Consider the following 14,436-nt stretch of genomic DNA (forward strand, 5'->3'; position numbering starts at 1 on the left):
GTAGAGGAAAAGTTGCACATTGTTAACTCCGTTGCAATTCGTCTCGTGCGCGAGCGAATTAGTTGGAAAAGGCTGCGATACCGGTGATGGCGCGGCCGAGGATCAGCGCGTGGATATCATGCGTTCCCTCGTAGGTGTTGACCACTTCAAGATTGACGAGGTGGCGCGCAACGCCGAATTCATCGGAAATGCCGTTGCCACCAAGCATGTCGCGGGCGGCCCGGGCGATCTCGAGAGCCTTGCCGCAGGAATTGCGCTTCAGGATCGAGGTCAGTTCGACCGGCGGATGGCCTTCCTCTTTCATGCGGCCAAGGCGCAAACATCCCTGAAGGCCGAGCGAGATCTCGGTCGCCATGTCGGCGAGCTTCTTCTGGATGAGCTGGTTGGCAGCCAATGGCCGGCCGAATTGCTGGCGATCGAGCGTATATTGCCTGGCCGTCGCGAAACACGCTTCGGCTGCGCCGAGCGCGCCCCAGGCAATGCCGAAGCGGGCCGAGTTGAGGCAGGTGAAGGGGCCTTTGAGACCACTGACATCAGGCAGCAGATTTTCTTCCGGCACGAAGACGTTGTCCATGACGACTTCGCCGGTGATGGAGGCCCGCAGCCCGACCTTTCCCTCTATCTTCGGCGCCGAGAGGCCCTTCCAGCCCTTCTCCAAGATGAAGCCGCGGATGAGGCCATCCTCGGTCTTTGCCCAGACGACGAAGATATCGGCGATCGGCGCATTGGAAATCCAAGTCTTGGAGCCGGTCAGGCTATAGCCGCCGTCGACCTTCTTCGCCCGTGTTGCCATGGAGCCTGGGTCGGAACCATGATTGGGTTCGGTAAGGCCAAAGCAGCCGATCCATTCGCCGGTGGCAAGCTTCGGCAGATATTTTTTCTTCTGCTCTTGCGAGCCGAAGGCATCGATCGGGACCATGACCAGGGAGGACTGCACGCTCATCATCGAGCGGTAGCCGCTATCCACCCGCTCGACCTCGCGGGCGATGAGACCATAGGCGACATAGCCGAGGCCAGCGCCGCCATATTCCGGATCGATCGTGGGGCCGAGAAGGCCGAGTTCGCCCATCTCCCTGAAAATTTCCGGATCGGTCTTCTCATGGCGAAAGGCTTCCAGCACGCGCGGTCCAAGCTTTTCCTGCGCATAGGCGTGAGCGGTTTCCTGCACCATGCGCTCCTCATCGGTCAGTTGTTCCACGAGCCGGAATGGATCGGCCCAGTCGAAAACCTCGCGCGTATGCTGCATGTCCAGTCTCCTCACCTGTATTCACGCATGCTTGATTTAAGGTCGCATAGACCCGAGCGTTTGCGGCGTCAACAAGGCGACCATCCCGCCAAAGATCAAGACCCGCCTTTTCAAATGGTGGCTGGTGCGCCAGTTTGCGCGCAATGGATTCTGGAGTGAGGAGCAGACATGTCATCGAGCGATCTCTTCGTACCGGCGGAAGGTGGCGAATGGGTAAACCCCGAACCGGGCGTGACCCGCCGTATCATGACCTATCTACCCGAGATGATGATGGTGGAGGTCGCTTTCGAGGCAGGCGCCGTGGGGGCTGCCCATTTCCACCCCCACATCCAGGCAAGCTATGTCGCGCAAGGAAGCTTCGAGGTGACGATCGACGGGCGCACCGAAGTCTTGAGGCAGGGCGGCAGCTTCATCGTTCCGCCCAATCTCGTCCATGGTGTCAAGGCGCTGGAAAAGGGCAGGCTGATCGACACTTTCACCCCGCACCGCGCCGAATTCCTGAAATAATCACACCTCTGGCTTTGCCTTTCGAACTGCGGCGGAGCCGATATAGGGTGGTATGAAGCATGCCTCGTCGCTGCGCACGGCTTCCCGCAGGAAGTCGATGACGGCGCGCACGCGCGGCGCCTGTTTGAGATCCCGGTGGCAGGTGATCCAGTAGTGGCGCTTGAGATCGATCTCATCCGGAAGGACGCGCACGAGTTCGGGATAACGGCAGGCAAAGAAATAGGGCAGGATGCCGAGGCCGAGCCCGTTTCTGGTGGCCGTCAGCTGGGCAAAGATACTGGAACTTTGGAATTGCGGCTTGATGCGCGGATGCACATCGCCGAGATAATCGAGCCCCGGCGCGAAGATCATCTCTTCGATATAACTGATGAAGGGGTGGTTCAGCAGATCGTCCCGCGTCCGGATCGGCGCGGCGCGCGCCAGGTAATCGCGGGAAGCGTAGACCTGCAGATGGTAATCCGTAAGCTTCTCCGCAAAATATGGCCCGCCCTTCGGCTCGTCGAGGACGACGGATATATCCGCCTCCTTGCGCGAGAGCGACATGATCTGCTGGATGGTGACGAGCTCGAGCGCGAGATGCGGATGGCGGGCGGCAAATTGCGGCAGGACGGTCGCAAAGAAGAAATTGGCGAAGCCCTCAGGTGCGCTGAGGCGCACGAGACCGCGCTGGCTGAGCGAGCCATCGGCGAGATCGGCTCGCAGCCGTTCCGTTTCCTTCTCCATCTTCTCGGCGGTTTCGACAAAGCGTGTGCCCATGGCAGTCAGCACGTAACCGCGCGGATTGCGCTCGAAGAGCTTCACCTTCAGGGCAAATTCCAGCCGGTCGATGCGCCGCGAGACGGTTGCGTGGCTTGAGCGCAACTGCCGGGCGGCCGTTGAAAGCTGGCCGGTGCGGGCGACGGCTAGAAAAAACTGCAGGTCGTCCCAAGTAAACTGCGAAGCATGGCTCATCGATGTCGCCCATCCGTCTACGCCTTTGGTCTAATTCCGCCCGCAAAGGAGTGCGTTTGGAACGTCTCTACAGCGCCATTATGACGGGTTTTGTGCAAAAACGAACAGATACTGTTTGGAATTAGATGTAAACCGGCAGTTGCCTCGTGAAGGAAATTCCGTGATCGTAGGGGCGAAACGACCGCTTTGAGGAGGGCGGGTCGCCAAATTTGAACAGATTCGCAATCTGGCCAATCTCTGGGAGGAGAGACTATGCGAAAGAATTTCATTGCGTCCGTTGCATTTTTGCTTGCAAGCAGCACTGCCGTGTTTGCCCAGAGCGCAGCCATTTCCGATGGTAAGGTCAAGATCGGGATTCTGAACGACCAGTCGGGCGTCTATGCCGACTTCGGCGGCAAATCCTCTGTCGAGGCAGCAAAGATGGCTGTCGAGGATTTCGGCGGCAAAGTGCTCGACATGCCAATCGAGATCGTGAATGCCGACCACCAGAACAAGCCTGATATCGCCTCCAACATCGCCCGCCAGTGGTATGACACCGAACAGGTCGATGCCATCATGGAGCTGACGACCTCTTCTGTGGCGCTTGCGGTACAGGCCATTGCCAAGGAAAAGAAGAAGATCGACATCGTCACCGGTGCGGCGACCACGGATCTCACCGGCAAGGCCTGTTCACCCTACGGCTTCCATTGGGCCTATGACACTCATGCTCTGGCCGTCGGCACCGGCGGCGCGCTGGTCAAACAGGGCGGCGACAGCTGGTTTTTCCTGACGGCGGATTATGCCTTCGGCTACTCGCTGGAACAGCAGACTACCGATTATGTGAAGGCGAGCGGCGGCACGGTCGTCGGTTCGGTGCGCCATCCCTTGTCGACCCAGGACTTCTCGTCCTTCCTGCTGCAGGCCCAATCGTCCGGCGCCAAGGTCATCGGTCTTGCCAATGCCGGCCTCGATACGTCGAACGCCATCAAGCAGGCCGCCGAATTCGGCATTACCCAGGGCGGCCAGCACTTGGCGGCGCTGCTCTTCACGCTCGCCGAGGTCCACGGCCTCGGCATGGAGGCCGCGCAGGGCCTGACGCTGACGGAAGGCTATTACTGGAACCGCGATGACCAGAGCCGGGAATTCGGCAAGAAGTTCTTTGCGCGCACCGGCAAGATGCCGAACATGATCCATGCCGGCACCTATTCGGCCGTTATGCAATATCTGAAGGCGATCCAGAAGGCGGGCACTGACGAAACCGAAGCCGTCTCCAAGCAACTTCACGCGATGCCCGTCGACGACGTTTTCGGCCGTGGCGGCACGGTCGGGCCGAACGGCCGCATGATCCACGATATGTACTTGCTGCAGGTCAAGAAGCCGGCGGAAAGCAAGGAGCCGTGGGACTATTTCAACGTCCTCGCGACCATCCCGGGCAAGGAAGCCTATATCGACCCCGCCAAGAGCGGCTGCGATCTGGTGAAATAGGATATGGCGGTCTCCGCGTTTGAAACTAAGGCCAAGCCGCGGGTGGTGCTTTCTGCCCGCGGCCTGCGGCGTGATTTCGGCGGCTTCACCGCCGTCAAGAATGTCGATCTCGATGTCCATGATGCCAGCGTCCACGCGCTGATCGGGCCGAACGGCGCCGGCAAGACGACAGTGTTCAACCTGCTCACCAAGTTCCTGCAGCCGACATCGGGCACGATCATGCTGATGGGCACGGATATTACCAGGACGCCGCCGGACAGGGTGGCGCGCATGGGCCTCGTCCGCTCCTTCCAGATTTCCGCGGTCTTTCCGCATTTGACAGTGCTCGACAATGTGCGGGTCGCCTTGCAGCGGCCGAACAATCTCTCCACGCAGTTCTGGCGACCGCTTTCGGCGCTCGACAGCCTGAACGAGCGGGCCGAACAATTGCTTGCAAGCGTCGGGCTTTCCAAAGAGCGCGATCACATTGCTGCCGATCTTTCCTATGGCCGCAAGCGGGTGCTGGAAATTGCGACCACGCTGGCGCTCGACCCGAAAGTGCTGCTCCTCGACGAGCCGATGGCTGGCATGGGCCAGGAGGATATCAGCGTCGTCTCCGCCATTATCCGCGATGTTGCGCGCGACCGGGCGGTCTTGATGGTCGAGCATAATCTCTCGGTCGTTGCCAATATCTGCCAGCATGTCACCGTGCTGCAGCGTGGCGAGATCCTCGCCGAAGGCGATTATGCGGCCGTCAGCCAGGACGAGCGCGTCCGCCAGGCCTATATGGGCACGGAGGAATACCACTGATGGCCGCCCTTCTCGAAGTCCAGGGGCTGAATGCCTGGTATGGCGAAAGCCACATCCTGCACGGCATCGACATGACGGTCGGCGAGGGCGAAACGGTGACGATCCTCGGCCGCAACGGTGTCGGCAAGACGACGACGCTGCGCACCATCACCGGCATCGTGCGGGCCCGAAAGGGAAGGATCAGCTTCGCCGGCACCGATATGATGCAGGTGCCGCTGCACAAGACGGCGCATAAGGGCATCGGCTTCGTTCCCGAAGAACGCGGCATATTCTCGACACTGACAGTTTCGGAAAACCTGCTGCTGCCGCCCGTCGTCGCCCCCGGCGGCATGAGCCTTGAGGAAATCTACGCACTTTTTCCGAACCTCTACGAGCGGCGCACGAGTTCGGGCACGAAGCTCTCCGGCGGCGAACAGCAGATGCTGGCGATCGCCCGTATCCTGCGGACCGGCGTGCGTCTGCTGCTGCTCGATGAGCCGACTGAGGGACTAGCGCCTGTCATCGTGCAGCGCATCGGCGAGATTCTGAAGACGCTGAAGGAGCGCGGCATGACGATCGTGCTCGTCGAACAGAATTTCCGGTTCGCAAGCCGTATTGCCGATCGCTTCTATCTGATGGATCATGGCCAGATGGTCTCGGAATTCCCGGTCGGCGAGCTGCCGCAGCGCATGGATGTGCTGCACAAGGTTCTGGGAGTGTGACGCGATGACGACGATCTTCGGCATTCCCATGCAGGCGCTGTTCGGTCAGCTGCTGATCGGCCTGATCAACGGATCTTTCTACGCTCTCTTAAGCCTCGGCCTTGCGATCATTTTCGGGCTGCTGCGCGTTATCAATTTCGCGCATGGTGCCCAATACATGCTCGGCGCCTTCGTCGCCTATCTGCTGTTGAATTATCTCGGCATCGGCTATTGGCCGACACTGATCTTGGCGCCGGTCATCGTCGGCCTTGCCGGGGCTGTCATAGAGCGGCTCTTTCTGCACCGGCTCTATGATCTCGATCCGCTCTACGGCCTGCTTTTCACCTTCGGCCTGGCACTCGCCGTCGAGGGCACATTCCGCTATCTCTACGGCTCGTCGGGCCAGCCCTATGCGACGCCGCCGGCGCTAGCCGGCGCCGTGAATCTCGGCTTCATGTTTCTGCCGATCTATCGCGGCTGGGTGGTGATCGTTTCGCTCGTCGTCTGCATCGGCACCTGGCTGCTGATTGAAAAGACAAAGCTTGGTGCCTATCTGCGCTCGGCGACGGAAAATGCCACTCTCGTCCAAGCCTTCGGGGTTAACGTGCCGGTCCTTTTGACCCTCACTTATGCACTCGGGGCCGGCCTTGCCGCCTTTGCCGGAGTGCTCGCCGCGCCCATCTACCAGGTTTCGCCCCTGATGGGCTCCAACATGATCATCGTCGTCTTCGCGGTTGTCGTCGTCGGCGGCATGGGCTCGATCATGGGCGCCATCATCACAGGCTATGTGCTGGGCATCGCGGAAGGTCTGACGAAGGTCTTCTATCCGGAAGCCTCCAATATCGTCATCTTCGTCATCATGGCGATCGTGCTTCTCATCAGGCCGGCGGGCCTTTTCGGACGGGATGCGTGACATGGCCGACATCACCGAAACGATCCGAACGGAAAAGAGCCGCACTGCCCTTTCGGTGCAGGCCGGTTTCCTGATCATCGGGCTCCTGCTTCTGTTGCTTGCGCCCTTCTTCTTCTATCCAATTTTCCTGATGAAGCTGCTCTGCTTCGCGCTCTTTGCCTGCGCCTTCAACCTGCTGCTCGGCTATACCGGCCTGCTTTCCTTCGGTCATGCGACCTTCTTCGGCGGGGCGGCCTATTTCACCGCCTATACGGTGAAATCCTGGGGCTTCCCGCCGGAGCTTGGCATCCTCGTCGGCGTGCTTGGGGCGACTGTGCTCGGCCTCATCATGGGTTTCTTCGCGATCCGCCGGCAGGGCATCTATTTCGCCATGATCACGCTGGCGCTGTCGCAGATGTTCTTCTTCTTCTGCCTGCAGGCAAAATTCACCGAAGGTGAGGATGGTATCCAGTCGGTGCCGCGCGGTCATCTCTTCGGCTTCATCGATCTGAACAGCTCGACCAATATGTATTATTTCGTGCTGGCGGTGTTCGTGATCGGGCTTCTGATCATCTGGCGCTTCATCAATTCGCCTTTTGGGATGATCCTGAAATCGATCCGGGAGAACGAGCAGCGGGCGATCTCGCTCGGCTATTCCGTGGCGCGCTACAAGCTCGGCGCATTCGTCATGTCGGCAGCGCTTGCCGGGCTTGCCGGATCCGCCAAGGCGCTGGTCTTCCAGTTCGCGACACTGACGGATGTCGCCTGGCAGATGTCGGGGGAGGTGATCCTGATGACGCTGCTCGGCGGTATCGGCACCTTGATCGGTCCGACCTTCGGTGCGGCCCTCGTCGTGACGCTGGAAAATTATCTCGCGACTTCGGAATTTCCGGTGACCATCATCACCGGCATCGTCTTCATGATCTGCGTGCTGATCTTCCGCCGCGGCATCATTGGTGAGTTCTACGCCTCGCGGCTTGGGCGTAAGTTGGGGTTTGTCTATCGTCGCTGAACGGGCGGACCACTTCTCCTGCAATGGGAGAAGATGTGCAGCGGCGGCGCGAAATCCCGCTTCCCCGACCCGGGGAGGCGGGACGCAGCCATTTCGGAGTGCACGATCCATGGATCGCTACGACTATATTATCATCGGCGCCGGCAGCGCCGGCTGCGTGCTCGCAAACCGGCTGTCGGTCGACGGCAACACCAGGGTTCTGCTACTGGAGGCGGGCGGCAACGACAACTACCACTGGATCCATATTCCTGTCGGTTATCTCTATTGCATCAACAATCCGCGCACCGACTGGTGTTTTACCACCGCGCCCGAGGACGGGCTGAACGGACGGGCGCTGAACTATCCGCGCGGCAAGGTGCTTGGCGGCTGCTCCTCGATCAACGGCATGATCTACATGCGTGGACAGGCTCGTGATTACGATCTCTGGCGGCAGATGGGCTGCATTGGCTGGGGCTGGGATGACGTGCTGCCCTTTTTCCGCAAGTCCGAGGATCATTACAAGGGCGAAGACGAGCTGCATGGCGTCGGTGGCGAATGGCGCGTGGAAAAGGCGCGGGTACGTTGGGATGTACTCGACGCTTTCCAACAGGCCGCTAAGGAGGCCGGCATTCCCGAAACGGCGGATTTCAACCGTGGCAGCAACGAGGGTTCGGGGTATTTCGATGTCAATCAACGCTCCGGCATTCGCTGGAATGCGACGAAGGCCTTTCTGCGCCCGGCCATGAGGCGCGGCAATCTGACGGTGCGGACCAAGGCGCAGGTGCGGCGGCTGTTGGTCGAGGAGGGAACTGTCATCGGCGTCGAGTTTCAACACGGTGGCACGGCAAAGCGGGCCTATGCCGCGAAGGAAACGGTGTTGTCGGCCGGCTCAATTGGTTCGCCGCATATTCTAGAATTGTCAGGCGTCGGTCGTGGCGAGGTACTGCAGCAGGCGGGCATCGATGTGGTGAGGGAAGTGAAGGGCGTCGGTGAAAACCTGCAGGACCACCTGCAGCTTCGGCTTGCCTACAAGGTCACCGGTGTGCCGACGCTCAACGAAAAGGCGTCTAAGCTGATCGGCAAGGCGGCGATCGGGCTTGAATATCTCCTGCGCCGCTCCGGTCCGATGGCGATGGCGCCGAGCCAGCTCGGTATCTTTACCCGCTCCGGTCCCGACAAGGAAACGCCTGATCTGCAGTATCATGTTCAGCCGGTTTCGCTGGAGAGGTTCGGAGATCCAGTCCACCCCTTTCCGGCGATCACGGCGAGTGTCTGCAATCTGCGGCCGGAAAGCCGCGGTTCCGTCCATGTCTCCAGCCCGGATTTTGCCGCCCAGCCCGTCATTGCGCCAAAATACCTCTCGACGCAGCGCGATCGCGACATAGCTGTTCGTTCGATAAAGCTGACGCGCCGGATCGTGGCACAGCCCGCCTTCGCCCGCTTCCACCCGCAAGAGTTCAAACCGGGACCGAGCTATCAGAACGAGGCGGAGTTGGAGAAAGCAGCGGGCGATATCGGCACGACGATCTTTCATCCCGTCGGCACCTGCCGCATGGGCGTCGACAGAGACAGCGTGGTCGACCCGCGGCTGAGGCTGCGGGCTCTTGGCAAGCTCAGGATTGCGGATGCCTCGGTGATGCCGGCCATCACTTCGGGCAATACCAATTCGCCGACGATCATGATCGCCGAAAAGGCGGCAGCCATGATCCTGGAAGACAACAGATAGGAGACGACCATGGGAAGGATCGCATTCATCGGCCTCGGCAATATGGGCGGCCCGATGGCCGCCAATCTCGTCAAGGCTGGCCACGAGGTTCTGGGCTTTGACCTGGCGGCACCACTACTGAAGCTGGCGGAGGCAAGCGGCGTGAAGCCGGCAAGTCATGCGAGCCAGGCGGTCAAGGACGCCGAGATCGTCATCACCATGCTGCCGCAGGGCAAGAACGTGCTGACGGCCTGGACCGATATCCTTCAGTCGACCGCGCAGGGCACGCTCGTCATCGACTGCTCGACGATCGATGTCGAAAGCAGCCGCAGGGCACACGAGATGGCAAAGGCCGCAAGCTGCCTCTCGCTCGATGCCCCGGTCTCCGGCGGCACGGGTGGGGCAAGCGCCGGCACGCTGACTTTCATGGCTGGAGGTTCCGAAGAGGCCTTCGTCAAAGCGAAGCCGATCCTGGAGGCTATGGGCAAGAAGATCGTCCATTGCGGGGAGGCAGGTGCCGGGCAGGCGGCGAAGATCTGCAACAATATGATCCTCGGCATTTCGATGGTCGGCGTTTGCGAGGCCTTCGTGCTTGCCGAAAAGCTCGGCCTGTCGCATCAGGCGCTCTTTGATGTCGCCTCCACCTCATCCGGCCAGTGCTGGTCGATCAATACTTATTGCCCGGTACCGGGGCCGGTGCCAACCTCGCCTGCCAACAACGACTACAAGCCGGGCTTTGCCGCAGCGCTGATGCTGAAGGATCTGAGGCTCTCGCAGGAGGCAGCACTGGCGAGCGGTGCCTCGACACCACTTGGTGCGGAGGCTGCACAGCTCTACGCGCTCTTTGAAAAGCTCGGCAATGGCGGCAAGGATTTCTCCGCCATCATCGAGATGTTCCGCGAGAAGCTCTAAGGAGCGCCTAACGCTCCCAGTAGGCGCCGATGCTCATCTTGTGGCGGTCGTGGCCACGCTCGGTCTTGAGGAAATCGCGGATGCGCTTGGCCTCGGAGCGTTCGCAACCGGCCCAGACAAATGTATCGCCATCTGCCTCTGCCAGCGCATTCCTGATTGCGCCTTCGATGAGACCCATCGTCCCGGCAGGCCTGCCGTTGCGATGCATCCAGGTAAGGTCTACCGTGCCTGCCGATGGCAGGGAAAGTTCTTCCGCTGGGCCGTCGACTTCGAGGAAGATGCGCAGCTGCGTCCCCGCCGGAACCTCGGCAGCAATGCGGGAAACGGCGGGCAGGGCCGTCTCGTCGCCGGCAAGGATCATCGTCCTCGCATCGGGGACACCCCCGCCACCGGGGCCAAGCGCGCCGGCGATATCGCCCGGCTTGGCATTTACAGCCCATTCGGCCCCGGGCATATTCACGCCTTGGTGCAGCACGAAATCGATATCGATTTCGCCGCGCTCGAGATCGATGCGGCGGAATGTATAAATGCGCACGGTCAGTGCATCTTCGTCCTTCGCCCATTCGATGCGGCCGTCTGAGCGCAGTTTCGGCCAGACGGGCATGCGGCCCTTCGGCGGGATGAGCAGGCGGAAATGCAATCCGCCGTGAGCGAAATGTTTAGCGTCGTCACAGGCAACGGTCACCCGGCGCATATGCGGGCTGATATTGCGGGCGCCAACCACGCGGATTTCCCGCAGGTCCGGCAGGCGGTCTGCTTTCGGCGCATCCGACCAGGCGAGTTCCAGCCTGTCATCGCCGGCAAACTGGAACAGATGCTCAGCCAGCACCGAACGCACAGTCTGAAGCGCCCGCGCACTCCTGCAGGAAAGCTCGATTGCAAGCTTGCGGTCCTTACGACGGATATCGGCCTTGCCGGTGATCATCTCCAGCGTCACCAGATCGCCGTCGCGCTTGACGGTACTGTGTTCGACGAAATGCGAGCAAAGCTCATCGAGCAGCATCTCGGGGTCGACCGCAATTGCTATGCCGGATGCAGTAAACCGTTCAGCCATGATTGTTTGACGTCCTTTTGAGAGAACACAGAATATCGGGCAGAGGCCAGCCAGCCGTGGCTGCTGCACCGGTCATAGCGGCTTACAACAGATAGCTGACGGGCTCGTTGCGAACCGGATGCAGGAAAACGCCCATGCCGACGCCGAAGATCGACTGCAGCATGTCGGCTTGCATGATATCGGCGGGCGTGCCTTCGGCGCTGATGCGGCCGCGGTTGAGCGCGATGATCGCGTCGCAATAACGCGCGGCGAGATTGATGTCGTGCAGCACGATAATAACGGTCAGTCCGCGTTCATGGCTGAGGCCCTGCACCAGCGACAGCACGCTCGCCTGATGCGCGAGATCAAGCGCCGAGGTCGGCTCGTCGAGCAGCAGGCAGCGGGCATTCTGGGCAAGCATCATGGCGATCCAGGCGCGCTGGCGCTCGCCGCCGGACATAGTGGCGACGAGGCGATCTGCAAAGTCGTCAAGCTCGGTGCGGACGATTGCTTCCTCGACCATGTCGCGATCAACAGCGCTGAAGCGGCCAAGGGTGCCGTGCCAGGGGAAACGGCCGAGCGCCACCAGTTCGCGCACGGTCATGCCGTCGGTTGCAGGGGTGAATTGCGGCATATAGGCGACATGGCGGGCGAAGGCACGGCTGCCCCACTCGGCGGCCGTCTTGCCGTCAAAGGAGATCGAGCCGTTGTTCGGCGCGATCTGCCGGGCGATGATCTTCAAAAGCGTGCTCTTGCCCGAGCCGTTCGGGCCGACCAGGCCATAGATGCGACCGGCCTCGAGCGTCAGATCGATACCATTGAGGATGGCCCGGGCGCCGATGGCATAGTCGATGCCTGTGAGGTTTAGGAAAGGCGTAGACACGAGAAAACTCCGGCTTGGCTGCAAAGGCTCGGGAAGGCCGAACCCTCCCTTTATCGCAGCTTCCTGAAAAACTAAACCTGATTAGTCAACTTACCATTTCTTGCTGAGTTTGAAAGTGACCGTGCGTGCATCGCCGTACCCGCAGACCGTCAGGCCCTGGCAGCCCGACACGTATTCCTTGTCGAAGAGATTAGCGACGTTGACCGAGGCTGCCCAGTTTTCCTTCTCGTAGCGGATGGCCGCGTCGAAAACGGTCGCTGCCGGTACCTTTTCGGTGTTGGCTTCGTTTGCCCATGACCAGCCCTGATGCCGAACGCCGGCGCCGAAGCTCAGACCTTCCAGCGTGCCCGTCGTAACCAGGTAATCGACCCAGAGCGAAGCCTTGACCTTCGGGGTGATGTAAGGAGACTTGCCGACGAGAAGGGGATCGGCTTCGTTTTCCAACACTTCCATGTCGGTATAGTCGAGGCCGGCCGTGACCTTCCAGTTGTCGTCGACGTTGACCTTGCTTTCGAGTTCGAAGCCGCGCGAACGCACCTTGCCGAGCTGGCTCTGTTCGAAGGTGATCGGATTGGTAACGGCATTGTTGCGCTTGTCGATCTGGAACACCGAGGCCGTGATCACACCATCGAAGAAGGTCGGCTCGTACTTGACGCCGCCTTCGATCTGATAGCCTTCCTCAGGCTTGAGCGGGCCGGAAATGCCTGTGCCGATCAACGGGTTGAAGAAGCTTGCGACGCTGACATAGGGGGTCAGGCCGTTGTCGAATTCATAGGCGAGGCCGGCGCGGCCGCTGGCTGCACCGTCATCGAAGCTGTAGCTCGTGCCGATCGCAGCATCGGAGTCGATATCGACATGGTCGTAGCGGCCATTCAGCGTCAGCAGCCAGCCGTCGCCGAAATGGATCCGGTCCTGAGCGTAGACGCCGATCTGCTTCATGGTGACGATGCCATCGGCGTAAACGAAATTTGCTTCTTGCGGCGCGCCGTAGACGGGATCGGTGGCGCTGATCGGGTTGGAGCCGCAGCAGGCCTGCCAATTGTCCAACCGGTAATATTTGTAGTCGATGCCGGCGAGCAGGTTATGCGTTGCGCCGCCGGACTCGGCCTCGCCCTCGATGCGATTGTCGATGCCGAGGGAATCGACGCCGGAACGGCCTTCGAAGCCGATACGAGCCAGATCGTAATCCGGTGCTGTCGGCACGCCGCCGACATAGCCGTTGAGGTATGGGCCCTGCTCATGCTTGTCGAGCCGGCCATAACGGAGGTTCGAGGTAAATTTCACGCCGCTGTCGAATTCGTGTTCGAATTCATAGCCGATCATTTTCTGGATATAACTGCCGTCGTCGATATCGGGCTCGCCGTAGAAGGCGTCGCGCGGGATCTTGCCGAAGGGCGCGTCGATGACCGTGCCGACATAGGGGAAGAAACCGTTGCCGGTATGGACCTGATCGAGGCCTGCGAGATAAGCCCAGACGTTGAAGCTCGTTGCATCGTCAGGTGCGATCTTCAGCTGCGGCATGATGAAGCCGCGGAAATCATGAGAGAAATCCGAGTAATTGTCGCCGCCGGAGACCTTGCCGGTGATACGGAAGGTCATCGTATCGCTGGAGCCAACCTTGTCGGATATGTCGAAACCGGTGAAGGCGTTGCCGTTACTGTTGATACCGATATCGGTGTAATAAAGCGGCTCGTCGAGCGGGCGCTTGCGCACGAGATTGATGATGCCGCCCGGATTGGCGCCACCGTAAAGAACCGAGGCCGGCCCCTTCAGAACCTCGACGCGTTCCAGCATGAACGGGTCGATCTGGAAACCGCCGAAGCCGTAGCTGAAGAGGTTCAGGTTGTCGAAGAAGACGCCGGTCTGTGTGGCGTTGAAGCCGCGGATATAGAACCAATCTGTGTCGGGATCGTTGCCGAAGGGCTGGGTCGTGACGCCGGGCGTGTAAAGCAGAGCCTCATCGATTTTATTGGTGATGCCGTGATCATCCATTTCCTGTTTGCCGATGACAGAGACCGACTGCGGGATCTCTTTGATTGGCGTATCGCTCTTGGAGCCGGCAGACGAACCCTTTGCCACATAGCCTTTGACTGGTCCTGTGGCGCTGTCATCGGCGCCCTGGATGACGATCGGCGCCAGTTGCGTCGGATTGGCATCTTGGGCAACGGCGGAAGAGATCGCCATGATGCCGGTGACAGCCGATCCTGCCAATAGATATGTCCTGAAGGTGAGCCCTTTGGTCTGCGCTCGCATAGATTACCCCACTCGTGCCGCGGCTTTTCCTGCCGCGCAATGGCCTTGAATAAGTCGAGTGTTTAACTCAATTTTAATTGGGCGGATTGTCGCGATCAGGTGGAAATTGAACGTTCTTGGGCAATTTTCC

The 14,436-nt window shown here is 60.3% G+C and carries 13 protein-coding genes; 8 read left to right on the plus strand and 5 right to left on the minus strand.

Annotated elements, in window-relative coordinates; all coding sequences use genetic code 11:
- Positions 1-58: 58 nt before the first annotated feature.
- A complete protein-coding gene (locus tag FHX15_RS27085; protein ID WP_184401438.1) occupies positions 59-1,246 on the minus strand; it encodes an acyl-CoA dehydrogenase in 1,188 nt (395 codons plus the stop codon).
- Positions 1,247-1,414: 168 nt separating this feature from the next.
- Here FHX15_RS27085 and FHX15_RS27090 point away from each other — a divergent pair, with 168 nt between their 5' ends.
- Positions 1,415-1,753, plus strand: a complete 339-nt coding sequence (locus tag FHX15_RS27090) for a cupin domain-containing protein (protein ID WP_184401439.1) — start codon at positions 1,415-1,417, stop codon at positions 1,751-1,753.
- On the opposite strand, the gene FHX15_RS27095 is transcribed toward FHX15_RS27090, so the two are convergent.
- Positions 1,754-2,704, minus strand: coding sequence for a LysR family transcriptional regulator (locus FHX15_RS27095; RefSeq protein ID WP_184401440.1), 951 nt, complete (start codon positions 2,702-2,704; stop codon positions 1,754-1,756). It abuts the gene before it with no gap.
- A gap of 252 nt (positions 2,705-2,956) precedes the next feature.
- Here FHX15_RS27095 and FHX15_RS27100 point away from each other — a divergent pair, with 252 nt between their 5' ends.
- The 7 genes from FHX15_RS27100 to mmsB all read left to right on the plus strand — a co-directional run bounded on the left by FHX15_RS27100 (position 2,957) and on the right by mmsB (position 10,137).
- Positions 2,957-4,168 carry an ABC transporter substrate-binding protein gene (locus tag FHX15_RS27100; RefSeq protein WP_184401441.1) on the plus strand — a complete coding sequence of 404 codons (1,212 nt, stop codon included), beginning with the start codon at positions 2,957-2,959 and terminating at the stop codon, positions 4,166-4,168.
- A gap of 3 nt (positions 4,169-4,171) precedes the next feature.
- Positions 4,172-4,957 (plus strand): ABC transporter ATP-binding protein, encoded by a 786-nt coding sequence (locus FHX15_RS27105; RefSeq protein WP_184401442.1) that lies wholly within the window; start codon positions 4,172-4,174, stop codon positions 4,955-4,957.
- Positions 4,957-5,658, plus strand: a complete 702-nt coding sequence (locus tag FHX15_RS27110; RefSeq protein ID WP_184401443.1) for an ABC transporter ATP-binding protein — start codon at positions 4,957-4,959, stop codon at positions 5,656-5,658. Before FHX15_RS27105 ends, FHX15_RS27110 begins: the two co-directional genes overlap by 1 nt.
- Before the next feature lie 4 nt (positions 5,659-5,662).
- Positions 5,663-6,550, plus strand: coding sequence for a branched-chain amino acid ABC transporter permease (locus FHX15_RS27115; RefSeq protein WP_184401444.1), 888 nt, complete (start codon positions 5,663-5,665; stop codon positions 6,548-6,550).
- A gap of 1 nt (position 6,551) precedes the next feature.
- Positions 6,552-7,541: a branched-chain amino acid ABC transporter permease gene (locus tag FHX15_RS27120; protein ID WP_184401445.1), complete on the plus strand. Its 990-nt coding sequence runs from the start codon at positions 6,552-6,554 to the stop codon at positions 7,539-7,541.
- A 109-nt stretch (positions 7,542-7,650) separates the two neighbouring features.
- Positions 7,651-9,246 (plus strand): GMC family oxidoreductase, encoded by a 1,596-nt coding sequence (locus tag FHX15_RS27125; RefSeq protein WP_184401446.1) that lies wholly within the window; start codon positions 7,651-7,653, stop codon positions 9,244-9,246.
- Between the two features lie 9 nt (positions 9,247-9,255).
- Positions 9,256-10,137, plus strand: a complete 882-nt coding sequence (gene mmsB / locus FHX15_RS27130) for a 3-hydroxyisobutyrate dehydrogenase (RefSeq protein WP_184401447.1) — start codon at positions 9,256-9,258, stop codon at positions 10,135-10,137.
- 7 nt (positions 10,138-10,144) lie between these two features.
- Here the strand turns inward: mmsB and FHX15_RS27135 are convergent, their stop codons facing one another.
- The 3 genes from FHX15_RS27135 to FHX15_RS27145 form a co-directional block, all read right to left on the minus strand.
- Positions 10,145-11,194 carry a siderophore-interacting protein gene (locus FHX15_RS27135; protein WP_184401536.1) on the minus strand — a complete coding sequence of 350 codons (1,050 nt, stop codon included), beginning with the start codon at positions 11,192-11,194 and terminating at the stop codon, positions 10,145-10,147.
- 79 nt (positions 11,195-11,273) lie between these two features.
- Positions 11,274-12,053: an ABC transporter ATP-binding protein gene (locus FHX15_RS27140; protein WP_184401448.1), complete on the minus strand. Its 780-nt coding sequence runs from the start codon at positions 12,051-12,053 to the stop codon at positions 11,274-11,276.
- A 90-nt stretch (positions 12,054-12,143) separates the two neighbouring features.
- The gene (locus FHX15_RS27145; RefSeq protein ID WP_184401449.1) at positions 12,144-14,306 is read right to left on the minus strand and encodes a TonB-dependent siderophore receptor; all 2,163 of its coding nucleotides are present in this window, start codon (positions 14,304-14,306) and stop codon (positions 12,144-12,146) included.
- Positions 14,307-14,436 lie beyond the last annotated feature (130 nt).

This window comes from Rhizobium sp. BK650, assembly GCF_014195325.1.
Lineage (GTDB): Bacteria > Pseudomonadota > Alphaproteobacteria > Rhizobiales > Rhizobiaceae > Rhizobium.

Bases quoted from the DNA above. Each gene is read 5' to 3' on its own strand.
- FHX15_RS27085 (WP_184401438.1), bottom strand. From the start codon at position 1,246: ATGCAGCATACGCGCGAGGTTTTCGACTGGGCCGATCCATTCCGGCTC.
- FHX15_RS27090 (WP_184401439.1), top strand. From the start codon at position 1,415: ATGTCATCGAGCGATCTCTTCGTACCGGCGGAAGGTGGCGAATGGGTA.
- FHX15_RS27095 (WP_184401440.1), bottom strand. From the start codon at position 2,704: ATGAGCCATGCTTCGCAGTTTACTTGGGACGACCTGCAGTTTTTTCTA.
- FHX15_RS27100 (WP_184401441.1), top strand. From the start codon at position 2,957: ATGCGAAAGAATTTCATTGCGTCCGTTGCATTTTTGCTTGCAAGCAGC.
- FHX15_RS27105 (WP_184401442.1), top strand. From the start codon at position 4,172: ATGGCGGTCTCCGCGTTTGAAACTAAGGCCAAGCCGCGGGTGGTGCTT.
- FHX15_RS27110 (WP_184401443.1), top strand. From the start codon at position 4,957: ATGGCCGCCCTTCTCGAAGTCCAGGGGCTGAATGCCTGGTATGGCGAA.
- FHX15_RS27115 (WP_184401444.1), top strand. From the start codon at position 5,663: ATGACGACGATCTTCGGCATTCCCATGCAGGCGCTGTTCGGTCAGCTG.
- FHX15_RS27120 (WP_184401445.1), top strand. From the start codon at position 6,552: ATGGCCGACATCACCGAAACGATCCGAACGGAAAAGAGCCGCACTGCC.
- FHX15_RS27125 (WP_184401446.1), top strand. From the start codon at position 7,651: ATGGATCGCTACGACTATATTATCATCGGCGCCGGCAGCGCCGGCTGC.
- mmsB (WP_184401447.1), top strand. From the start codon at position 9,256: ATGGGAAGGATCGCATTCATCGGCCTCGGCAATATGGGCGGCCCGATG.
- FHX15_RS27145 (WP_184401449.1), bottom strand. From the start codon at position 14,306: ATGCGAGCGCAGACCAAAGGGCTCACCTTCAGGACATATCTATTGGCA.